Consider the following 22,281-nt stretch of genomic DNA (forward strand, 5'->3'; position numbering starts at 1 on the left):
GTGCTCGGCATCGCCACGCCGCGCTATGAAGCGGAATCGCGCTTCTTCGTGCAATCGGGATCGGGCCAGCAGGGCGGCGGCGGCATGGCGGCCAGCCTGCTGACCACGGGAAATTCGGGCGGCATGCTGGGCGGTTTCGTCGACGGCTGGGCGGTCAGTGATTTTCTCAGGTCGCGCGACAGCATGCGGCAACTGGACAAGAAGGTTGGCCTGCGCCGCTATTTGCTGAACCAGGGCATGGACCCGGCGAACCATCTGGCCGAGGACTCCAGCGAGGACGATCTTTATCGTGCCTATCGCGCCGCGGTCCAGGTTTCGTTCAACGCACTGGAGCAGATCGACGTGCTGCGCGTGCGCGCCTATTCGCCTGAAGACGCCGAGACCCTGTCCAAGGCCTTGATCGGCCTGGCCGAGGATTTCGTCAGCTCCATGAACGAGAAAGGTGTGGCGGACAAGCTGAAAGTGAGCGAGGAATCGGTCAGGCAGGCCGAACAGAAGGCGCTCGGCGCGCGCGAAGCCTTGACCGCCTGGCGGACCCGGCATGGCAACATCGACCCGACCGCCACGGTGGCGATGCTGCTGAACCTGTCCAGCCAGCTGGAGGCGGAACTGAGCAGCGCCCAGATCAACCTGGACAAGATCCGCGCGATCGGCAACAAGGACCACTTCATGCTCAAGCCCGCCGAAATGCAGGTCGCGGCGCTGAAGAAGCGGCTCGCCAATGTGCGCCAGCGTCTGAGCGGCGAAGGCAACACGGAAGCGAAGCAGCTCAAATCGTACGAAGCGTTGCGCAATATGCAGGCCTTCGCGGATTCGAACCTGACGCTGGCGCAGCAGTCCTACCAGCAGGCCGTGACGGACGCCCTGCGCCTGCAACGTTATCTGTCCATCATCGCCCAACCGGTCTCCACGGACCGGCCCAGCAGTCCGCGCACGGCGGTGCTGCTGCTGCAGGCGCTGGCATTGGGCTTCGTGCTCATGTTCGTGCTGCGCGCGGCGATGGCCTTGCTGAGGGGGTTGCGCCATGGTTGATACGACAATAGAACGCCCCGGCGCCGCCGCGGCGCCGGCTGCCGCAAGCGAAGCCGTCAGCCAGCTGCGCGAGGTGATGGCGCGGCTCCTGGAAGCAGAAGATCCCGCGCCGGCCCTGGCCGCGCTCGGGCCGGCGCTGGCGCGGGTGGAGCAGGGCTGGCGCGATGCGCGCCGCCTGCTGGTGTCGCCGCTCGTGCGGGCCGGCCGCCTGGAGCGGGCGATCGCCGTGCTTGAGCGGCTGGTCGAGGCCTATCCGGCGCGCACCGACGACCGCCGCCTGCTCGCCAGCCTGCTGGGGCGGACCGAGCAGTGGGACCGCGCCATCGCCCAGGCGGATGCCGCCGCCGCGCTGGCCCCCGATGCCGCGCCGTTGCAGGCGGCGCGGATCCAACTGCGCGTGCAGGCCGGCCGTATCGCCGAGGCCGCCAACGTTGCGCGCCAGACCGCCGCCCTGGCGCTGGCCGACCCCGGCGAAGCGCACTGGTGGATGTTGGCCTATTCGCGCCATGGCGATGCCGGCGAGGCCGCCGCCATCGCCACGGCCCTGCGGGCGGATGATCTGCCGAACGCGCGCGTGGCCACCGTGGCGGTGCGCGCGCTGCTCGACGACGACAGGGTCGAGGCGGCGATCCAGCTGGGCAACGCGGCGCTGGACGCGGATCACGACGCCCCGGCGCTGCGCGCGTCGCTGGGGCTGGCGCACCTGCGGCGCGCCAGCGACGACGACCGCAAGCGGCACGCCCTGACGCATTTCGAGGCCGGCCTGAAGGCGGCGCCGGCCGACGTGCGGCTGTTGACGCTGCATGGCGAAACGCTGCTGCGCGCCGGCCGTTACCAGGATGCCGTGGCGCCGCTGCGGCAGGCCATGGAACTGGCGCCAGAACTGGAGCAGACCCGCGCCCTGTACGCGCGGGCACTGCGCTACACGCTGCAGTACGGCGAAGCGGCCGACCAGCTGTTGCGGCTGCTCGATAAATCGCCGGATAAGCCATTGTGGCAGCGCGCCGCCATCGGCGCGCTGTCGCAGGCAGGGCGCAAACAGGAGGCGGAGGCCTTGTTCGCGCGCTATGTGGCGCAACGCGGCCAGGCATTGCCGGCGACATTCCAGCACGCCCTGGAGCAGTTGGAGCATAAGCTCGATACCGCGCCCATACCGCAGGCCCGCCTGGACTGGGCCTGGTCGCTGCGCGGCGACGCCACGGCCGACCGCACGCAATGGGAGCGGCGCGCGCGTTGGGGCCATCTGGTCGACCACCTGCTGTTCGATTGGCTCGAATGCCGTGAAGACCATGTCGAGCAGGCCATGCAGGTGCTGGGCGAGCTGGATACCGGTGAGCGTTTCTTCGCGCCGCTGCTGGCAAGTGGCCGGGGCGTGGTGGTCGCCACGGCGCACGTGGGGCCCATGTATGCCGGCCTGATGGCGCTGGAATTGCTGGGGATTCCCTCGCGCTGGCTGGCGACCGCGCCCAGCATCGCCCAGAGCAGCTATGCCGCCGCCCTGATTTCCACCGCCGACCAGACCGAGGCGCAGGTCGCCAAGGCCTGCATGCGCGCGTTGGCGGCGGGCAATGTGCTGTGCCTGGCCGTGGATGGGGCGGCCAACCCGGCCGCTCCGCGCACTTCCTTCGAAGGGCAGTCAGTGACCTATTCCAGCTTCGCGGCCCACCTGGCGCATCGCCAGGGCGTGCCTTCGGTGTTCTATACGCCGCGCTGGGAAAACGGCCGCGTCGCCTACACGCTGGAAATGCTGCCCGCCGTGGCCCCCGGCGAAGATGCCGATACCTACGCGCGGCGCTGGCAGGCGGCATATTTCAAGCACCTGCGCGCGCATGTGGCCGGCCCGCCGGAAAACCTGCGCCTGAGCGGGGGCATCTGGCGCCACGTACAGCCTGCGGACCGGTCCGCGCAGCGTCAGGGAGTGAAGTTCGCATGCAACCAGGAATGATTTCGAGACAGGCGGCGCCGGACGTGGCGCCGTCCCGGACCCGGCGCGGTCTGTTGCGGGCGCTGGCCTGGCTGCCGGTGCTGGGCGTGCTGTACGGCGGCGCGGCCGGCGCCAGCGCAACCTGCGCGGTGCCGGACGCGCAGTGCGCCTTTGTCTCGGCGTTGTTGCAACAGCGCGAAGGCTACGGCGCCCGGGCCACGGGCGGCCTGGGCGGGCGCTTCATCGAGGTCACCTCGGATCAGGACGCCGGACCGGGCACGCTGCGCGCCGCGCTGGCGCAGGCCAGGAAGGGGCCGGTCTGGATCCGCTTCGCCTCGGACATGACCATCGTGCTCGATTCGCAGCTGCGCGTGCCGTCCAACACGACCATCGACGGCCGGGGCAAGCGCGTGGTCCTGATCGACGACGGCCTGGGCGTGTATGGCAGCACCAATGTGATCCTGACGCATCTGACCATCGATGGCCGCCTGAACCGGCTGACGCAGGCCGTGAACATCGCCAACGACAGCCGCGACGTGTGGGTCGACCACATGGACCTGTCACGCATGTCCGACCGGCTGCTGAACGTCAAGAACGGCTCGACCGACGTCACCATTTCCTGGACCAAGTTCCATAACTCGAACAAGGTCATGCTGCTCAACAACATTACCTCGAAGAACCTGTTCGCGAACTACGATCGCGATTCGATCGCGCGCGTGACGCTGCACCACAATTATTTCTTCAACACGGTGCAGCGCAACCCCAGAGGGCAGTTCGGCACGTTCCATCTGTTCAACAATCTGCTGGAGAACTGGGATTTCTACGGCATGAGTTTCAGCCTCGAAGCCAAGGCGCTGGTCGAAGGCAATATCTTCAAGAATGACGCGCGGCGCCAATGCGTGGAGCCGGCCTTCTTCCCCACGGTGGAAGGCGTGAACGTGAATTACTGCCGTTACATCCCCACGGCCGCCCGGCGCAGCGCGCTGGACAACGGCGCGTCCGACGCGGGTGCCTATCGGGCATTGAAGGCCACGCACGGCTACACCCGCGACTACAAGGCATTCCTGCGCCTGAGGGACAACCTTTACCTGGGGGATGCGAAACCGGTGTTGCAGGACTACCGGCCCGAGGCCGCGCCGACGCCGCCATATTGCTACGGATACGAAAAGCCCTCGGCGGAACTGGCGGACAGGATTCGCAAGTTCGCGGGCAACACGGACGGCGCAACGCCATTGCCGGCGGCGCGGATCGGGGCGGGCTGCGGCGGCTGAGCGGCGGCGGCGGGCCGGCAAGGCCGTCAGGCCGGGTGTTGCCAGGGCCGTTCGGGAATCGGCGCGATGCGCTCGGGCGGCGGCGAGACGCGCCACGAGGCGCGCCGGCGCAGCGCGGCGAACAGCTTGAGGCCTTGCGGCCAATCCGCCAGGCCGCTGTCGGCGTTGAGGTGGCCGCCGCCGGCAATCACGACCAGGCGGCTGCCCCAGTGCTCGGCAAAGGCGCGCGCCCGTTCCAGCCTGCAATAGGGGTCGTTGTCGCTGGCCACCACCACGCTCTGGAACGGCAGCGAATGGCGTGGCACCGGCGCGAATCGGCGCAGGCAGTCGGGCGCGTCGGGGCGCTCGACGTCCGCTGGCGCCACCAGCAGCGCGCCGGCAACCTTGGCGCGCAGCGGTACCGGCAGCGCCACGCTGATCAGGCAGCCCAGGCTGTGGGCCACCAACAGCACCGGGCTGCGGGCCTGGTCGACCTGCGCGGCGAGGGCGGCGATCCATTCGGCGCAGACCGGATGCTCCCAATCGCGCTGGCGCACCCGCACGGCGTGGGGCAGCAGGGCGGCCCAGCGCGATTGCCAGTGTTCCGGTCCGGAGTCTTTCCATCCGGGGACGATGATCGGTTGGAGTCTCATGGCGGCCATGATGCCGCGCCGCCTTACCAACGCAAACGAATAAATGCGCTTTTGCATATACCGCGGCGGGTATAAGGGCGATGGCCCGCGATGCGGCGCCGCAATATCGGCGACGGCGCCGCGCGGGTCCTGGAACCCCTGCAAAAGCCGCTATTTTTCAGTGTATGCTTGCCCTGCTAATGCAACGTAACGGGGCGTGACGATTACATTTCCGGCTGTCCGCCCGGTTCATAAACCAACGATTACAAGCCATTAAAGGAGTGCACTCATGAAGCAAGCATTTCGTCTGACCCCGGTCATCGCGGCCCTGGGCGTCGCCGCGGGACTGGCGTTCAGCGCTGGCGCGCAGGCGCAGACCATCAAGATCGCCGTGGTCGGCCCCACCACCGGCCCCGTCACCCAGTACGGCGACATGGTGCGCGAGGGTGTCGACACCGCGGTGGAACGCATCAACGCCGCTGGCGGCGTCAACGGCAAGAAGCTCGAAACCGTGGTCATCGACGACGGCTGCGAACCCAAGCAGGGTCCGGTCGCCGCCAACCGGGTGGTCAACAGCAAGATCGGTTTCGTCGTGGGCCACGTGTGCTCGGGCGCCACCATCGCCGCCGCCGACATCTACAACAACGAAGGCGTGGTCATGATCACGCCTTCGGCCACGTCGCCGGCCCTGACCGACGGCAAGAACTACGAGTTCATCTTCCGCACCATCGGCCGCGACGACCAGCAAGGCCCGGCCGCCGCCAAGTTCATCCTGGACAAGATCAAGCCCAAGAAGGTCGCCGTGCTGCACGACAAGCAGTCGTACGGCCAGGGCATCGCGACCGCCGTCAAGAACGATCTGGAGAAGGGCGGCGTGCCCGTCGCGATCTTCGAAGGCATCAACGCCGGTGACAGCGACTACTCGGCCGTCATCACCAAGCTCAAGGGCGAAGGCGTGGACTTCGTCTACTACGGCGGCTACCACCCCGAAATGGGCCTGCTGCTGCGCCAGGCCGCCGAACAAGGCGTGAAGGCCAAGTGGATGGGTCCGGAAGGCACGGGCAACCCGGACATCAACGCCATTGCCGGGGACGCGGTCGAAGGTATGTTGCTGACGCTGCCGGCCGACTTCACCCAGAACGCCGCCAACGCCGAGATCGTCAAGGCCTTCGCCGCCAAGAAGCGCAATGCTTCGGGCGCGTTCCAGATGACGGCCTACGCCGCCACCCAGGTCATCGCCGACGGCATCAAGGGCGCCGGCAGCGAAGACCCGACCAAGGTCGCCAAGTACCTGCACGCCAACACGTTCGACACCCCGATCGGCAAAGTCAGCTGGAACAAGCAGGGCGACCTGACGAACTTCCAGTTCGACGTGTTCGTGTGGCACAAGGACGGCTCCAAGTCGGTCTACAAGTAAGCGTCCGGCGCGTGCGGCGGGCGCGCCGCGCGCCTGGCGCCAGACTCCCCGGCCGGGCCGGAAGCATCGTCTTCCGGCCCGGCTTTTGCTTGGGCGGCAAGCACCGGGAGCCGGGCCGCCGCCCTGGCGGTCGAGCGCCGCTCGCGCCGTTTTGCGTAGAATGCGGCGAAATCGAATTCCCTTTTCCTGTCCGGACCCCCCATGACCAAGGCCTTGCTAGTCGAAGACGATCCGAAGCTGTCGCGCCTGATCGCGCAGTTCCTGGAACAACATGGATTCCAGGTCGCCCAAGCGTATCGCGGCGACCACGCGGTGGAAGCGTTCCGCCGCCACGATCCGGCCATCACCATTCTCGACCTGATGCTGCCGGGCCGGGATGGGCTGCAGGTCTGCCGCGACCTGCGCGCCTTCTCGGCGGCGCCCATCCTGATGCTGACCGCCCGCGAGGACGACCTGGACCAGATCCTGGGCCTGGAGTCGGGCGCCGATGATTACGTCATCAAGCCGGTCGAGCCGCGCGTGCTGCTGGCCCGCATCCGTGCGCTGCTTCGGCGCCACAGTCAGCTGGATGAACCGCCGGAGCGCCTGGAATTCGGCCCGCTGGTCATCGACCGGCGCACGCGCGCCGTGGTGCACGCCGGCGCCGAGGTCGACCTGACCACCATGGAGTTCGAAATGTTGTGGGCGCTGGCCAGCCAGGCCGGTCAGGTGTTGACCCGCGACGACCTGCTCAACGCCGTGCGCGGCATCGAATTCAACGGCCTGGACCGCAGTGTCGACGTCTGCGTGAGCAAGCTGCGCCGCAAGCTGGATGACGATCCGCGCGACCCGGCGCGCATCAAGACCGTGTGGGGCAAGGGCTATCTGTTCTCGCCCAAGGCGCACGAGGGCCGTGATGATTAAATTCGTCCTGCGGCTCTTCGTGGTGCTGGCGGTGGGGTTCGTGATTTCCAACGAAGTCGTGGACCGCTCGGCCAACTACCTGTTCGAGCCGGTCAGCGACGCCTATACCCGCGAGTCGGTGCGCGGGCAGATGCACAGCCTGGTGCGCGAGCTTTCCCAGGTCGAACCCGGCGCGCGCGCCGCCTACATCGAGCGGGAGCTGGCGCCGTACTACGGCCTGGGCCTGCGGGTCTTCAATGCCTCGGACTACAACGCCAGCGACCAGGAACGCCGCATCGCCGCCAGCGGCGATTTTTTCATCCGCGACAAAATGCAGACCTTCGTGGCCGCTATCCCCGGCCCCGGCGACCAGTGGCTGGAGGTCAGGCTGCCGCCCGACCCCTCGTTCGGCCCCTGGGTGGTAGCGGCGATCTATTCGGCCTTGGGGCTGCTGCTGTGCGCCTTCATGCTGGTGTGGGCGCTGCCGATCTGGCGCGACCTGGAGGCCTTGAAGACGGCGGCGTTGCGCATGGGGCAGGGCGATCTGCGGGCCCGTGCGCGGCTGTCGCGCCATTCCAGCATCGGCAATCTGGGCGACACCTTCAACCAGATGTCCGAGCGCATCGGTGCGCTGATCGGCAGCCAGCGCGAGCTGACCAACGCGGTGTCGCACGAGCTGCGCACGCCGATCGCGCGTCTGTCGTTCGAGCTGGACATGATCGAGCGCGCCGGGGCGCCGGCCGAGCGCAAGCGCCTGATCGAAGACATGAAAAGCGATGTCGCCGAACTCGACAGCATGGCTTCCGAATTGCTGATGTACGCGCGCCTGGAACACAAGGATGACGGCGTCGCGCTGCAGGCGCAGGATGCGCGCGGCTGGCTCGATGGTGCGATGCAGCACGCCAGCTTCCAGGCCGGACAATCGGGTGTGCGCTGCGAAGTGGCGCTGTGCCAGGTGCGCGAAGTGCATCTGCACCAGCGCTATATGACGCGGGCCTTGCTGAATCTGCTGCAGAATGCCATCCGCTATGCCGGCAGCCGCGTGCAGGTCAGCCTGGTGTCGCCCGCGCCGCGCGCCTACGTGCTGATGGTCGATGACGATGGTCCGGGTATTCCGGTGGCCGACCGCGAGCGCATTTTCGAGCCGTTCATCCGCCTGGACGAAAGCCGCGATCGCGGCACCGGCGGCACCGGTCTGGGATTGGCGATCGTCAACCGTGTGGCGCGCTGGCATGGAGGCACCGCCGAGGCCGCCGACAGTCCGCTGGGCGGAGCCCGCTTCATCGTCAGCTGGCAGGCCGCCTGAAACGCGCGCCGTCCCGGCGTAGCGGGCGCGGCGCGTCCGCGGGGCAGGCGTGCCCCTGTCATCCGGCACGCCTTTAACAAACTTCACAATCTGCCCGGCGGTTTTTCACAAACTCGATACAAAGCGGGAAAGATCGGCGCGCAGGCGCTGACTAGCATGACGGCAGTTCTTCAAAGAGGCCGCCGTCCCCGCCATGTTTTCGCTCACCCGCCTGGCCGCCGTCGCCACGCTCCTGATCGCCGTTGGCGGCTGCCAGGGCATGGGCCCGGCCGCGCCGCCCGCCATCGCCCAGGGCGATTACCCGGCGGTGGTGGCCTATCTGAAGCAGCGCATCGCTCACGACCTGGACGCGCAAGGGGTGCCCGGCCTGTCGATCGCCATCGTCGATGATCAGCGCACGGTCTGGAGCAGCGGCTTCGGCTACGCCGATCCGGCGCGCCATCGCAACGCCACCAGCGATACGTTGTACCGGGTCGGCGCGATTTCCAAGATCGTGACCGCCGCCAGCGTGCTGCGCGCGGCCGACGACGGCCGCCTGTCGCTGGACCGGCCGGCGGGGCAGGCGCTGCCGCCCTGGCAGGTCGAGCCGCGCCGCGCCGCCATGCACTGGATGGGCGCCCATCCCTTCACCGCCCGCCGGCTGTTGGCTCTGCGCCCGGACACGTCCGTGGACACCATGGGCCGGGCCCGCGCCGATATGGGCTACGCGCTGCTGGGCGAAATGGTGGCGCATGCCGCCGACGAACCCTTCGAGGCCTACGTGCGGCGCACGCTGCTGCAGCCGCTAAACATCTCGCGCACGGGCTTTCGGCTGGCGGCCGCTGGCGGCGAGGCGCGCGCGTTGCGCGCGGCCGGCTATCGCCGCGGCGTGCCGTGGATCGAGCAACCGCAGACCAATGAGGCGGCCGAGGGCCTGTGGGCCAGCTCGGCTGAGATGGCGCGGTTTTCCAGCATGCTGTTCGCCGGCGGCCTGTACCGGGGACGCCGCGTCCTGAACGAAGATTCCGCGCGGATCCTGCTCGATCTGGAGACCGTGGCGCACGGCATCGGGCTGGAGTGCCGCCTGGCGTTGTCCTGGCTGGCGGCGCCCTGTGACGGGGACGACGTCGCAGGCCTGACGCTGCGCGATCACCGTGGCGCCACCGAGGCATTTCATGCGCGTTGGCTGCTGGACCCGCACGAAAAGCTGGCGGTACTGGTCATGAGCAATGCCGACAGCGCCGAGCCGCTGGTGGCCTCGGTCTCCACCCTGGCGATGGACCTGATGCGCCAGGCCAAGGGGAGCCCGCAAGAGTAGTGGCGCCGCGAGCGGGTCGCGGCGTCTGGCTGTATCCCTCCAACCTCGTTTCCCGGATGCATTTATGAAGCGATATTCCTCCAAGTCCTCAATGCGGCGCCTTGCCGGCGCGGCGAGCGTGCTGGCGTGCCTGCCCGCGTTGTCGTGTGCCGCCGGCGGTCCGCAGGTGGCCGACAATTCGGTCTACGGCTCGCGCGGCGCCAGTTCGCGCGGCATCGAGGTGTCGACCGGCGCGCCCAAGCCGGCCGATGAGTGGAAGTTCTATGGCACGCTCGGCGTGGGTTACGCGCCGCGCTACAGCGGTAGCGATGAAAGCGCCGCGTTGCCGATCTTCGGCCTGGGTATCCGTAGTCCGGGCGGCTTTTTCCTGGACACGGAGCGCGGCCTGGGCTGGCAAACCGAGGCCTTGAACAGCACTTTCCGGTTCTACGTGGCTCCCAGCGCCTCGCGCCGAGACCACAAGAAAGGTACCGAAGGCTCGAACCAGCTGCGTGGCATGGGCGATATCAAGAGCCGCGCCGAGATCGGCATGGACGCCGAGACCCAGTTGGGGCCGGTGACGCTGTCGGCAACGGTGGTGCACGCCTTCAAGAAGGGCGATGACCGCGACGTGGGCAGTGCCTACACGTTGTTCAACCTGGGCGCCAGCACCACGGTCTACGAAGGTGCGGCGGGCGCGCTGTCGCTGTCGCTCAGCGGCGATTTCGGCGACGGCAACTACATGCGCACCTGGTATGGCGTCAGCGAGCGCCAGTCGTCGCGCTCGGGGTATCGCCGCTACAAGCCCAAGGGCGGCCTGGAAAGCGTGGGGCTGGGCGCGACCTGGGTATTGCCCTTGAGCAAGGCATGGTCATGGTCGGTGGCGGCCGAGGCGCGCCGCCTGTACGGCGATGCTGCCGACAGCCCGATCGTGAAGGACCGCAACCAGTACTCGATCGGCACCATGATTACGTACACGTACTGAGTTTGACGGGCGCGCTGGCCCGTCCCGGCGCGGGACGGGCAGGGCGCGGCGCTTACAGTCCCTGGACGCGGCGGCCGCTGTCGGCCTCGAACCAGTGCAGCGGATGGCGGCCGTCGGGGCCGACGTTGACGCGGTCGCCGACCTTGGCGGAGGCTTCGGACAGCTGGCGCGTCGTGCAGCGCACCACCAGGGTCGATTTGCCGCAGCGGCAGTGGACCAGCTGTTCGGAACCCAGCGTTTCGACCATTTCGACTTCAGCCGGCACGCCTTGCGTGTTCAGCAGCATGTGCTCGGGGCGCATGCCCATGATGACCTTGCGGCCGCGCACTTGCGACGGCACTTGCAGCGGCGAGATCTCCAGCGCCAGGCCGTCGGTGGTCTGTACGGTGCCGTCGCCGGCCACGTTCACTTCCATCAGGTTCATCGGCGGCGAGCCGATGAAGCCGGCCACGAAGGTGGAGGCGGGCTTTTCGAATACTTCCATCGGCGTGCCGATCTGCTCGGGCACGCCCTGGTACATGACGATCATGCGGTGCGCCAGCGTCATGGCCTCGACCTGGTCGTGGGTGACGTACAGGCTGGTGGTGCCCAGGCGGCGGTGCAGCTTCATGATTTCCAGGCGCATCGCCACGCGCAGCTTGGCGTCCAGGTTCGACAGCGGTTCGTCGAACAGGAACACCTTGGGCTCGCGCACGATGGCACGGCCCATGGCCACGCGCTGGCGCTGGCCGCCCGACAGGGCGCGCGGGCGGCGGTCCAGCAGGTGGCTCAACTCCAGGATCTGGGCGGCGACGTCGACGCGCTTTTTGATCTCGTCCTTGGAGAACTTGCGGATCTTCAGGCCATAGGCCATGTTCTCGAACACGGTCATGTGCGGATAGAGCGCGTAGTTCTGGAACACCATCGCGATGTCGCGTTCGGCCGGTTCGAGATTGTTGACGACCTTGTCGTCGATCACGATTTCGCCGCTGGTCACGGTTTCCAGGCCGGCGACCATGCGCATCAGCGTGGACTTGCCGCAGCCGGAGGGGCCGACGATGACGATGAATTCACCGTCCTTGACATCCATGTCGATGCCATGGATGACCGGCACGTTGCCGGCATAGGTTTTCTTGACGTTGCGAAAGCTGAGAGTAGCCATGAGTTATTCGTATCGGAGTCGTTGTCGTGGGGGCAGCAAGCCGAGGGCGCGGCGTGGGGGCCTCATTTTTCAGTGTCGACCAGCCCCTTCACGAACCATTTCTGCATCAGGATGACGACCAGCGCCGGCGGGATCATCGCCAGCATGGCGGTGGCCATGGTGATGTTCCATTCGGTCACGCTGTCGCCGCCGCTGATCATGCGCTTGATGCCGATCACGACGGGGTACATGTCTTCCTGCGTGGTTATCAGCAGCGGCCACAGGTATTGGTTCCAGCCGTAGATGAACTGGATCACGAACAGCGCGGCGATGCTGGTCTTGGACAGCGGCAGCAGCACGTCGCGGAAGAAGCGGATGGGGCCGGCGCCGTCGATGCGGGCGGCTTCGATCAGCTCGTCCGGAACCGTCAGGAAGAACTGGCGGAACAGGAAGGTGGCCGTGGCCGAGGCGATCAGCGGCAGCGTCAGGCCGGCGTAGCTGTTGAGCAGGCCGAGGTCCGCCACCACCTTGTAGGTGGGCGCGATCCGCACTTCTACCGGCAGCATCAGGGTGACGAAAATCATCCAGAAAAAGAACATGCGGCCGGGGAAGCGGAAGTACACCACCGCAAAAGCCGACAGCAGCGAGATCGCGATCTTGCCGATGGAAATCGCCAGCGCCATGATCAGGCTGACGTACATCATGCGGCCCACCGGCGCGCCGGACGAGCCGCCGCTGGAGCCGCCGAACAGCGCCTGCATGTAGTTGTCGACGAAGTGCGGACCGGGAATCAGCGACATCGGCGCGGAGGCCACTTCCTGCGCGGTCTGGGTCGACGCGACGAAAGTGACATAGAGCGGAAAGGCCACCATCGCCACCCCGCACAGCAGGATGACGTGGGCCAGAATATCCAGCCAGGGACGGCGTTCAACCATTGTTATCTGCCTCGAAAATCAATACTGCACTTTGCGGTCGACGTAGCGGAACTGCACGACCGTCAAGGCAATCACGATGAACATCAGCACCACCGACTGGGCTGCGGACGAACCGAGGTCCAGGCCGCGGAAGCCGTCGCTGTACACCTTGTAGACCAGGATGGAAGTCGACGTGCCGGGACCGCCCTGCGTGGTGGTGTCCACCACCGCGAAGGTGTCGAAGAAGGCGTAGATGATGTTGACCACCAGCAGGAAGAAGGTGGTGGGCGAGAGCAGCGGGAACACGATGCTCCAGAAGCGGCGCGACGGGCTGGCGCCGTCGATCGCAGCGGCTTCGATGAGCGAGCGCGGAATCGATTGCAGGCCGGCCAGGAAGAACAGGAAGTTGTACGAAATCTGCTTCCAGACCGCGGCGATCAGCACCAGGACCATCGCCTGGCTGCCGTCCAGGCGCGGGTTCCAGTCGACACCGGCGTGGCGCAGCGCCACCGCCAGGATGCCGACCGAGGGCGAGAACAGGAACAGCCACAGCACGCCGACCACGGCGGGCGCGACGGCGTAGGGCCAGATCAGCAGGGTCTTGTAGAGCCCGGCGCCGCGGATCACGCGGTCGGCCATGACGGCCAGCAGCAGCGACACGCCCAGGCCGACCACCGCGACCAGGATCGAGAACACCGCCGTGACGCGGAAGGAATCGAGGTAGGCCTGTTGCGAGAACAGTTCCATGAAGTTGTCGAAACCGACGAATTCGGACGACAGCCCGAACGCATCCTCCAACCGCATCGACTGCCACATGGCCTGGCCGGCGGGAAGGAAGAAGAAGACCACGGTAATGACGATCTGCGGCAGGAGCAGCAGATAGGGCAGAGTCTTATGCCCGAAGACGACACGTTTTTCCATAGGGGGAACCCAAGGTACGAAAAGCGGCGGTTGGATTAACCGCCGCCTGATGAAACCGCCGCCGGGGTGGGCCGGCCGCCTGCGGCGCGGGGTGCGCCGGTACTCATAAAAACACGATAGGCTTAAAGCCCTTAAATGACCAGGGCTTTAAGCCATCTTTGCAAGTCCCTGCCGCGCAACGGAAATTGCGCGGCGCGGGACCGGCTGGCAAGCTTCGGAATGGGCGTTACTTTACACTTTTCTCGAACTTTTCCAGCAGTTCATTGCCGCGCTTGACGATGTTCTCGGCGCCGTCCTTGGCCGAGACCTTGCCCGCCACGATGCGCTCGATTTCGGCGTCCTCGATTTCACGGATCTGCGGCAGGAAGCCCAGGCGCAGGCCGCGCGATTGCGCGGTGGTTTCGACGTTCAACTGCTTGACGCCGACTTCGGTGCCCGGGTTCTTGTCGTAGAAGCCTTCCTTCTTGGTCAGCTCGTAGGCGGCCTTGGTGACCGGCACGTACCCGGTCTGCTGGTGCCAGCGGGCGGCGATTTCGGGGCTGGCCAGGAACTTGAAGAACGCCGTCACGCCCTTGTAGGTTTCCGGCTTCTTGTTGGCGAAGACCCACAGCGAAGCGCCGCCGATGATGGTGTTCTGCGGCGCGCCCTTGACGTCAGCGTAGTAGGGCAGGGTCGAGGTGCCGAACTCGAACTTGGCGTTCTTGGCGATGTTGGCGCGCAGGCCCGAGGAACCGGTGATCATGGCGCACTTGCCGCTGATGAACAGCGAGTTCGGCTCGTCGCCGCGGCCACCGTACATGAAGATGCCTTCCTTGCCCAGCTTGGCCAGGTTTTCCAGGTGGCGCACGTGCAGCGGAGTGTTGATCGCGATGCGGGCGTCCAGGCCGCCGAAACCGTTGTCCTTGGTGGCGTACGGCACGTTGTGCCAGGCCGAGAACGTTTCCAGCTGGACCCACGACGGCCACGAGGTGGTGTAGCCGCATTCCTGGCCGGCGGCCTTGAGCTTCTGGCCGGCGGCGGCCAGCTCTTCCCAGGTCTTGGGCGGATTGTCGGCGTCCAGGCCAGCCTTCTTGAAGGCGTCCTTGTTGTAGTAGAACACCACGGTCGAGCTGTTGAAGGGCATCGACACCAGCTTGCCGTCGGCCGACGAGTAGTAGCCGGCCACGGCGCCGATGAACTGCTTCGGATCGATCGGGTTGCCGACTTCTTCCGACATCTGCTGCACCGGCTTGATGGCGCCCTTGGCGTACATCATGGTGGCGGTGCCGACTTCGAATACCTGGAGGATGTCCGGGGCGTTGCCGGCGCGGAACGCGGCGATGCCGGCGTTCATCGATTCACCGTAGTTGCCTTTGTAGACAGCCTTGACCTGGTAGTCGGGGTTCTTCTTGTTGAACTCATCGACCAGGCCGTTGACGCGGTCGCCCAGCGCGCCTTCCATCGAGTGCCAGAACGTGATCTCGGTGGCCGCGTGCGCGGAAGCGCCGGCGAAGGCCGCCATGACGGCGGCGAAAGTAAGGGCAATTCGGTGGGATCGCATGAGAGGTTTCCTCCAGTTGGTCGTGTCGCGCCGGGGGTTGTCCGGGCGCGGAAAACACGTCACCTTATGAATTGTTTGTGACAAAACCGTGACTTTCACATCACTTAAAACGCCTGTCAAATTGCGCGTTTTAGGCGCGAACGAACATTTTTCCTTTTTTCCCGCAGGGGCCGACCGGTTTACAATCGCATCCCATGAAAAACGAACTTTCGATTGCGTTCATTGGCGGCGGCAATATGGCCGCCGCGCTGGCTTCCGGCCTGGCGGGCAAAGTATGCCCCGCCGGAAGCATTCATGTCATTGACATTAACCAGGATTCGCACGCTGCCTGGCAAGCCCGCGGCATGACCACCGCGAGCGCCCCGGACGAGGCCCTGGCGCGGTGCCGCGTTTGGGTGTTCGCGGTCAAGCCACAGAACATGAAAGAGGTTGTGGCTTCCACGCGTCAGTGGTTGCGCGACGACACTTTGGTGGTAAGCGTTGCGGCCGGCATCCGCGCCGACACCCTGGCTGGCTGGCTCGGCACGCCCGCGGCGCCGTGGCGCCGCCTGGTGCGCTGCATGCCCAACACGCCGGCGCTGGTCGGCGCCGGCATCACCGGCCTGGCCGCGCTCGATGGCGTGGGGCAGGCCGACCGCGACCTGGCCGCCCGCATGCTGGCCAGCGTCGGCGAGGTGGTCTGGGTGGCCGACGACGCCGCCCTGGACGCCGTGACGGCATTGTCGGGCAGCGGCCCAGCCTATGTGTTCCTTTTCCTCGAAGCCCTGATCGCGGGCGGCCAGAAGGTCGGCCTGACGGCCGAACAGGCGCGCCAGCTGGCGCTGGGCACCTTCGCCGGCGCCACCAGGCTGGCGGCCGAATCGTCCGATCCGCCCTCGGTGCTGCGTGAGCGCGTCACCTCCAAGGGCGGCACCACCGCGGCGGCGCTGGCGGCGTTCAATGCCGCCGGCTTCACCGGCATCGTCGAGGACGCCATGGCGGCCGCCGCGCAGCGTTCGCGCGAACTGGCCGAGGAGTTCGGCAAGTGAGCCACGCCGCCACGCGCTTCGCGCCTATGAGCCGGACCCAGTTCGGCATCGCGGTGCTGTGCATGGTGCTGGTGGTGGTGGGGTCGAACATCCTGGTGCAAGTGCCCCTGAACGACTGGCTGACCTGGGGCGGCCTGTCGTATCCGGTGGCGTTTCTGGTCACCGACGTGCTCAACCGCCGCTTCGGTCCGGCGGCGGCGCGCCGCGTGGCCTGGTTCGGTTTCGCCGCGGCGCTGGTGGTTTCGGTGTGGGTGGCCTCGCCGCGCATCGCGCTGGCCTCGGGCCTGGCCTATATCTGCGCGCAATTGGTGGACATCCAGGTGTTCGACCGCCTGCGCGACCAGCGCTGGTGGCGCGCGCCGCTGGTGTCCGGGGTGTTGGGCGCCGCGCTCGATACCGCGGTGTTCTTCAGCGTGGCCTTTGCCGCCACCGGCGCGCCCTGGCTGAGCTGGATGCTGGGCGACCTGGCGGTCAAGCTGGCGGTCAATATCAGCATGCTGGCGCCGTTCCGGGCGTTGATGTGGAATCTCGCCAAACCGGCCAACGCCTGATTTTTTTCGAAAATCGGGCGATTATTATTAACGGGATAATCATTATTCGTAAGACTCGCGTAAGTACTGTATGAAAATGCGAAGTCAAACAATGTATTAATGATTATTCATATAAATCGCCTGCCATCCAATGGTCCGCGGCGCCAGCCGCAATCCCAGGCGCCACGCGGATTTCTCCTGCGTTTTCACATACTTGTCGCGTCTATCCGTCACGATTAAAAGTTGTTCTTCAAATATTGGGGATTACACGCAGTGACAGTATGTCGGCTTGCTTCCAGAATACCGGCCACACAGTGTTTTCGCCCAAGAAGCCGGCGACGGGCGATGCGGGTTTAGGGGAATCCACCCGATACTCCGGATCGAACAGAGCCGCTCAAAACCTCGCTGGAGAACTCCGCATGAAGTTTCTGCATCGCCTTACCCCGGTAGCTATGGCATTCGGGGCGCTCGCCCTGGCAGGTTCCGTGCACGCCGCCGATACCATCAAGATCGGCATCCCGCAGCCCATGACGGGCCCCAACACCCAGTACGGCGACCAGATCCAGGCTGGCGCGCTGACTGCCATCGAGACCATCAACGCCAAGGGCGGCGTCAAGGGCAAGAAGCTCGAACCCATCCTCATCGACGACGGCTGCGAGCCGAAGCAGGCCGTGCCGGCCGCCAACCGCGTGGTCAACTCCGGCGCCAAGTTCGCCGTGGCCCATGCGTGCTCGGGCGTGACCGTGGCGGCCGTCAACGTCTACGAACAGGAAGGGATCGTCGGCATCACGCCGGGCGCCACGTCGCCGCTGGTGACCGACACCATCAAGCCGCACTTCTTCTTCCGCACCATCGGCCGCGACGACCAGCAGGGGCCGTACGCCGCTCGCTATATCGCCAACACCCTCAAGCCCAAGAAGGTCGCCGTGCTGCACGACAAGCAGACCTACGGCTCGGGCGTGGCCACCCAGGTCAAGGACACCCTGGACAAGGAAGGCGTGAACGTCGCGATGTTCGAAGGCATCAACGTCGGGGACAGCGATTACTCGGCCATCATCACCAAGCTCAAGGCGGCCGGCGTCGATCTGGTCTACTTCGGCGGCTACCACCCCGAGCTGGGCCTGCTGTTGCGCCAGTCGCGTGAGCAGGGCCTGAATGTCCAGTTCATGGGTCCGGAAGGCACCGCCAACCAGGATCTGGTGGCGATCGCCGGCCCGGCCATCGACGGCCTGCTGGTGACGCTGCCTGCCGACTTCACCAAGCTGCCGGGCAACGAGAGCATCGTCAAGGCCTTCAAGGACGCCAAGCGCGATCCGGACGGCGCCTTCCAGATGCCGGCCTACGCGGCGGTGCAGATCCTGGCCGACAGCATCAACGCGGTGGGCGAAGACCCCGCCAAGGTCGCCGATTACATGCACAAGACCACTTTCAATACCGGTATCGGCAAGGTCGAGTACGACGCCAAGGGCGATCTGAAGAACTTCGAATTCGCCGTTTACAAATGGGACAAGAACGGCAAGAAGACCCAGCTGTAAACTCCCGCGATTCCGCCGGCGTGGTGCCGGCGCGAGGGCCTGTCGTCGTCGATGTGCCGTAATCCGCGTAGCGATGCGCCAAAAGCGCTGTGCGGCCGGCGCGCGATGAAGACAGGCCCTTAAAATACGCCCAGGTTTCCGGCTCCGGGTCTCTCTACCGGAGCCGGAACTATTTGGAGCATAGAGAAATAATGTCCGACCTCATACCCCAACTTACCCAGCAATTCTTCAACGGATTGTCTCTGGGCGCGATCTACGCGTTGATCGCCATCGGCTACACAATGGTCTACGGCATCATCGGTATGATCAACTTCGCCCACGGCGAAATCTACATGATCGGCGCCTATGTCGGCCTGGTCACCCTGACGGCCATCGGCACCAACAGCGGCTTGCCGGTGCCGTTCATCATCGCCGCCATGCTCCTGGTGGCCATCGTCGTCACCGGCGTCTATGGCTTCAGCGTCGAGCGCGTGGCGTATCGCCCGGTCCGCGGCAGCCCCCGCCTGGTGGCGCTGATCTCCGCCATCGGCATGTCGATCTTCCTGCAGAACTGGGTCGCGCTGGGCCAGGGCGCGCGCGACATGGCGGTGCCATCGCTGGTGTCGGGCGCGGTGCAGTTCCAGATGGGTACCGATTTCGACGTGACGGTGCCGTATTCGCGCATCATGATCATCGTGGTGACCGTGGTGCTGATGGTGGCGCTGACGCTGTTCATCAAGTATTCCCGCATGGGCCGCGCCTCGCGCGCCTGCTCGCAGGACATGCACATGGCCAACCTGCTGGGCATCGACACCAACCGCGTGATTTCCTTCACGTTCGTGATGGGCGCGATCCTGGCGGCGGTGGGCGGCGTGCTTATCGCCATCACCATCGGCAAGCTCAACCCCTTCATCGGCTTCCTGGCCGGCATCAAGGCCTTCACGGCGGCGGTGCTGGGCGGCATCGGCAGCATCCCCGGTGCCATGCTGGGCGGCGTGCTGCTGGGGCTGGCCGAAACGTTCGCGGCCGCCTATATCTCGTCGCAGTACAAGGACATCGTGGCGTTCTCGCTGCTGGTCCTGATCCTGCTGTTCCGTCCCACCGGGCTGTTGGGCAAACCTGAGGTGGAAAAAGTCTGATGTCGAACAACAATCTCAAAAACGCCACCATGGCGGCGGTGCTGACCGCCGTCATCGTCACCCCCATCTTCGGCCTGGAACTGGTGCGCCAGGGGGCCCGGACATCGATGCAATCGCATTGGTCGCTGGTGGCCATCGCCGCCGCGGTCGTGTTCGTGTTCCAGCTGTTGCGGCCATGGCTGACCCGGCCGCTGCGCCAATTCAAGGCAAGCCTGCCGACGCTGCCGTCGGCGCCGGCCAAGAACCACAAGCTGCTGATGCTGTTGCTGTTGGCGGTGGCGGTGACCTGGCCGTTCTTTGCCGGCCGCAGCTCGGTCGACATCGCCACGCTGGTGCTGATCTACGTGATGCTCGGCCTGGGTCTGAACATCGTGGTCGGCTTCGCGGGCCTGCTGGACCTGGGGTTCGTCGGCTTCTATGCCGTCGGCGCCTATACCTATGCCTTGCTGTATCACTGGGGCGGCTGGAGCTTCTGGGAAGCGTTGCCGTTCTCGGGCGCGATGGCGGCGTTGTTCGGTTTCGTCCTTGGCTTCCCGGTGCTGCGGCTGCGCGGCGACTACCTGGCCATCGTGACACTGGGCTTCGGTGAAATGATCCGCCTGCTGCTGATCAACCTGAACACGCTCACGGGCGGTCCGGATGGCATTTCGGGCATTCCCAAACCGTCGGTGTTCGGCCTGGAAATGACCCGCCGCGCCAGCGAGGAGGGCGCCACCACGTTCCATGACTTCTTCGGCCTGACGTTCCAGAACCAGCACATGGTGATCTACCTGTACATGATGGCGCTGCTGCTGGCGCTGATCACGCTGCTGGTGTCCACGCGCCTGATCCGCATGCCGGTCGGCCGCGCCTGGGAAGCCCTGCGCGAGGACGAGATCGCCTGCCGTTCGCTGGGCCTGAATCCCACCCGCATCAAGCTGTCGGCGTTCACGCTGGGCGCAACCTTCGCCGGTTTCGGCGGCGCGTTCTTCGCGGCGCGCCAGGGCATGGTCAACCCCGAGTCGTTCACCTTCATCGAGTCGGCGCTGATCCTGGCCATCGTGGTGCTGGGCGGCATGGGCTCGCAGGTGGGCGTGATTCTGGCGGCGATCCTGCTGACGGTGTTGCCCGAGCTGGCGCGCGAGTTCGCCGAGTACCGGATGCTGATGTTCGGGCTGGTGATGGTGTTGATGATGATGTGGCGTCCGCAGGGGTTGTTGCCCATGAAGCGTCCCCACGTGGAGCTGGCTAAATGAGCGAGGCATTGCTGAAAGTATCCGGGCTGACCATGCGTTTCGGCGGTCTGCTGGCCGTTGACAGCGTGGCGTTCGAAGTCAAATCCGACGAGGTGTTCGCCATCATCGGCCCCAATGGCGCCGGCAAGACCACGGTGTTCAATTGCGTGGGCGGGTTCTATTCGCCGACCGCGGGCGATATCGTGATGGACGGCAAGCCGATCACCGGCCTGCCGAGCCACAAGGTGGCGCGCCACGGGTTGGTGCGCACGTTCCAGAACGTGCGGCTGTTCAAGCAGCTGACGGTGCTGGAGAACCTGCTGGTGGCGCAGCACACGCAGGTGGAATCGCGCCTGTTGCCGGGCCTGCTCAAGACCAAGGCCTATCGCCAGGCGGAAACCGAGGCCTTGTCGCGCGCGGCGCAGTGGCTGGATTTCATGGGGCTGCGCGAGTATGCCAACCGCGAGGCGGGCAATCTGGCCTACGGCCACCAGCGCCGCCTGGAGATCGCGCGCTGCATGATCACCAAGCCGCGCCTGCTGATGCTGGACGAGCCGGCGGCGGGCCTGAATCCGCAGGAGAAGCGCGACCTGCAATCGCTGATCGACCAGCTGCGCCGCGAGTTCGGCGTGGCGGTGCTGCTGATCGAGCACGACATGAGCCTGATCATGGGTATTTCCGACCGCATCCTGGTGATGGAGCACGGCAAGCCCATTACTACCGGCACCCCCGAGCAGGTGCGCAACGACGAGCGCGTCATCAAGGCGTACCTGGGGGAGGAATAAATGCTGAAGCTGGAAAACATCCACACCTACTATGGCGCCATCCAGGCGCTGAACGGCGTGTCGGTGGACGTCAACCAGGGCGAGATCGTGACCCTGATCGGCGCCAACGGCGCCGGCAAGACCACCTTGCTGATGACGGTCTGCGGCAACCCGCGAGCCAAGGAAGGCACGATCACCTTCGAGGGCGAGGACATCACCCACAAGGATACGCACCACATCATGCGCAGTGGCATTGCCATTTCGCCGGAGGGGCGGCGCGTGTTCAAGGATCTGACGGTGGCCGAGAACCTGAAGATGGGCGGCTTTTTCTCCAAGCGCGAGCAGATCCAGGAGGGCATCGACCATGTCTATGGCCTGTTCCCGCGCCTGAAGGAACGGGCCAGCCAGCGCGCCGGGTTGATGTCGGGCGGCGAGCAGCAGATGCTGGCGATCGGGCGGGCGCTGATGACGCGGCCGCGATTGCTGTTGCTGGATGAGCCGACGCTGGGACTGGCGCCGCTGGTGATCGCGCAGATTTTCGACATCATCCGCGAGATCCGCGAGCAGGGCGTGACGGTGTTCCTGGTCGAGCAGAACGCCAACAAGGCGCTGCAGGTGGCGGATCGCGGCTACGTGCTGGAGAACGGGCGGGTCGTGCTGCAGGATACGGGGGCGAATCTGCTGGTCAATGATCAGGTGCGTAAGGCGTATCTGGGCGGGTGATTCGAATTACGGTTTATTCCCCGCGAAGGGAAATTTGGGCGCTACTGCAAGGGGCGCCCTTTTTTTGTCTTGCCGGGGATGCTGCTTTGTAGGTCGCCCGAGGCGGGCGGCGCCCTGGCGAGGCGCGCCAACGACTGCGGTCCGGCGCGCTCGCTCCGGACTGCTGCGTC

The 22,281-nt window shown here is 65.9% G+C and carries 20 protein-coding genes; 15 read left to right on the forward strand and 5 right to left on the reverse strand.

Features of this window, described 5'->3' with window-relative positions:
• Genes HV701_RS05240 through HV701_RS05250 form a run of 3 tightly spaced genes read left to right on the forward strand, consistent with a single transcriptional unit; the run spans position 1 to position 4,227 of the window.
• Positions 1-1,032, forward strand: coding sequence for a KpsE/RkpR family capsule polysaccharide export protein (locus HV701_RS05240; protein ID WP_175132183.1), 1,032 nt, complete (start codon positions 1-3; stop codon positions 1,030-1,032).
• Entirely contained in the window at positions 1,025-2,977 is a 1,953-nt protein-coding gene (locus HV701_RS05245; protein WP_175132018.1) for a tetratricopeptide repeat protein, read from the forward strand. Before HV701_RS05240 ends, HV701_RS05245 begins: the two co-directional genes overlap by 8 nt.
• Positions 2,978-3,027: 50 nt before the next feature.
• Positions 3,028-4,227 (forward strand): pectate lyase family protein, encoded by a 1,200-nt coding sequence (locus HV701_RS05250; protein ID WP_175132184.1) that lies wholly within the window; start codon positions 3,028-3,030, stop codon positions 4,225-4,227.
• Positions 4,228-4,253: 26 nt separating this feature from the next.
• Here HV701_RS05250 and HV701_RS05255 read toward each other — a convergent pair whose 3' ends face one another.
• Positions 4,254-4,859, reverse strand: coding sequence for an RBBP9/YdeN family alpha/beta hydrolase (locus HV701_RS05255; protein ID WP_175132019.1), 606 nt, complete (start codon positions 4,857-4,859; stop codon positions 4,254-4,256).
• A 268-nt stretch (positions 4,860-5,127) separates the two neighbouring features.
• Here HV701_RS05255 and HV701_RS05260 point away from each other — a divergent pair, with 268 nt between their 5' ends.
• From HV701_RS05260 to HV701_RS05280, 5 genes are all read left to right on the forward strand, one after another.
• Entirely contained in the window at positions 5,128-6,255 is a 1,128-nt protein-coding gene (locus HV701_RS05260) for a branched-chain amino acid ABC transporter substrate-binding protein (protein WP_175132020.1), read from the forward strand.
• A 201-nt stretch (positions 6,256-6,456) separates the two neighbouring features.
• A complete protein-coding gene (locus tag HV701_RS05265) occupies positions 6,457-7,158 on the forward strand; it encodes a response regulator (protein ID WP_175132021.1) in 702 nt (233 codons plus the stop codon).
• Positions 7,151-8,443: an ATP-binding protein gene (locus HV701_RS05270; protein WP_175132022.1), complete on the forward strand. Its 1,293-nt coding sequence runs from the start codon at positions 7,151-7,153 to the stop codon at positions 8,441-8,443. Before HV701_RS05265 ends, HV701_RS05270 begins: the two co-directional genes overlap by 8 nt.
• 193 nt (positions 8,444-8,636) lie before the next feature.
• On the forward strand, positions 8,637-9,740 hold the full coding sequence (locus HV701_RS05275; protein WP_175132023.1) for a serine hydrolase domain-containing protein: 1,104 nt from the start codon (positions 8,637-8,639) through the stop codon (positions 9,738-9,740).
• Between the two features lie 64 nt (positions 9,741-9,804).
• On the forward strand, positions 9,805-10,704 hold the full coding sequence (locus tag HV701_RS05280) for a MipA/OmpV family protein (protein ID WP_175132024.1): 900 nt from the start codon (positions 9,805-9,807) through the stop codon (positions 10,702-10,704).
• 52 nt (positions 10,705-10,756) lie between these two features.
• Here the strand turns inward: HV701_RS05280 and HV701_RS05285 are convergent, their stop codons facing one another.
• From HV701_RS05285 to ugpB, 4 genes are all read right to left on the reverse strand, one after another.
• The gene (locus HV701_RS05285; protein WP_175132025.1) at positions 10,757-11,845 is read right to left on the reverse strand and encodes a sn-glycerol-3-phosphate import ATP-binding protein UgpC; all 1,089 of its coding nucleotides are present in this window, start codon (positions 11,843-11,845) and stop codon (positions 10,757-10,759) included.
• Positions 11,846-11,907: 62 nt separating this feature from the next.
• Positions 11,908-12,759: a sn-glycerol-3-phosphate ABC transporter permease UgpE gene (ugpE, locus tag HV701_RS05290; protein ID WP_175132026.1), complete on the reverse strand. Its 852-nt coding sequence runs from the start codon at positions 12,757-12,759 to the stop codon at positions 11,908-11,910.
• Between the two features lie 18 nt (positions 12,760-12,777).
• Complete coding sequence (ugpA, locus tag HV701_RS05295) at positions 12,778-13,659, reverse strand: sn-glycerol-3-phosphate ABC transporter permease UgpA (RefSeq protein ID WP_175132027.1); 882 nt, start codon at positions 13,657-13,659, stop codon at positions 12,778-12,780.
• Positions 13,660-13,885: 226 nt separating this feature from the next.
• On the reverse strand, positions 13,886-15,199 hold the full coding sequence (gene ugpB / locus HV701_RS05300) for a sn-glycerol-3-phosphate ABC transporter substrate-binding protein UgpB (protein ID WP_175132028.1): 1,314 nt from the start codon (positions 15,197-15,199) through the stop codon (positions 13,886-13,888).
• A gap of 194 nt (positions 15,200-15,393) precedes the next feature.
• On the opposite strand from ugpB, the gene proC reads away from it, so the two are divergent.
• The 7 genes from proC (at position 15,394) to HV701_RS05335 (ending at position 22,111) form a co-directional block, all read left to right on the forward strand.
• On the forward strand, positions 15,394-16,227 hold the full coding sequence (gene proC, locus HV701_RS05305; RefSeq protein WP_175132029.1) for a pyrroline-5-carboxylate reductase: 834 nt from the start codon (positions 15,394-15,396) through the stop codon (positions 16,225-16,227).
• A 26-nt stretch (positions 16,228-16,253) separates the two neighbouring features.
• Positions 16,254-16,778, forward strand: coding sequence for a queuosine precursor transporter (locus tag HV701_RS05310; RefSeq protein WP_175132185.1), 525 nt, complete (start codon positions 16,254-16,256; stop codon positions 16,776-16,778).
• Positions 16,779-17,176: 398 nt separating this feature from the next.
• Positions 17,177-18,292, forward strand: coding sequence for a branched-chain amino acid ABC transporter substrate-binding protein (locus HV701_RS05315; protein WP_175132030.1), 1,116 nt, complete (start codon positions 17,177-17,179; stop codon positions 18,290-18,292).
• A gap of 191 nt (positions 18,293-18,483) precedes the next feature.
• Entirely contained in the window at positions 18,484-19,410 is a 927-nt protein-coding gene (gene livH, locus HV701_RS05320) for a high-affinity branched-chain amino acid ABC transporter permease LivH (RefSeq protein WP_175132031.1), read from the forward strand.
• The gene (locus HV701_RS05325; RefSeq protein WP_175132032.1) at positions 19,410-20,645 is read left to right on the forward strand and encodes a high-affinity branched-chain amino acid ABC transporter permease LivM; all 1,236 of its coding nucleotides are present in this window, start codon (positions 19,410-19,412) and stop codon (positions 20,643-20,645) included. The genes livH and HV701_RS05325 overlap by 1 nt, the downstream gene beginning before the upstream one ends.
• The gene (gene livG, locus HV701_RS05330) at positions 20,642-21,409 is read left to right on the forward strand and encodes a high-affinity branched-chain amino acid ABC transporter ATP-binding protein LivG (RefSeq protein ID WP_175132033.1); all 768 of its coding nucleotides are present in this window, start codon (positions 20,642-20,644) and stop codon (positions 21,407-21,409) included. Before HV701_RS05325 ends, livG begins: the two co-directional genes overlap by 4 nt.
• Positions 21,410-22,111 carry an ABC transporter ATP-binding protein gene (locus HV701_RS05335; protein WP_175132034.1) on the forward strand — a complete coding sequence of 234 codons (702 nt, stop codon included), beginning with the start codon at positions 21,410-21,412 and terminating at the stop codon, positions 22,109-22,111. It abuts the gene before it with no gap.
• The last annotated feature ends 170 nt before the right edge of the window (positions 22,112-22,281 follow it).

The organism is Achromobacter pulmonis, assembly GCF_902859765.1.
In the GTDB taxonomy this organism is placed as follows: domain Bacteria; phylum Pseudomonadota; class Gammaproteobacteria; order Burkholderiales; family Burkholderiaceae_B; genus Achromobacter; species Achromobacter pulmonis.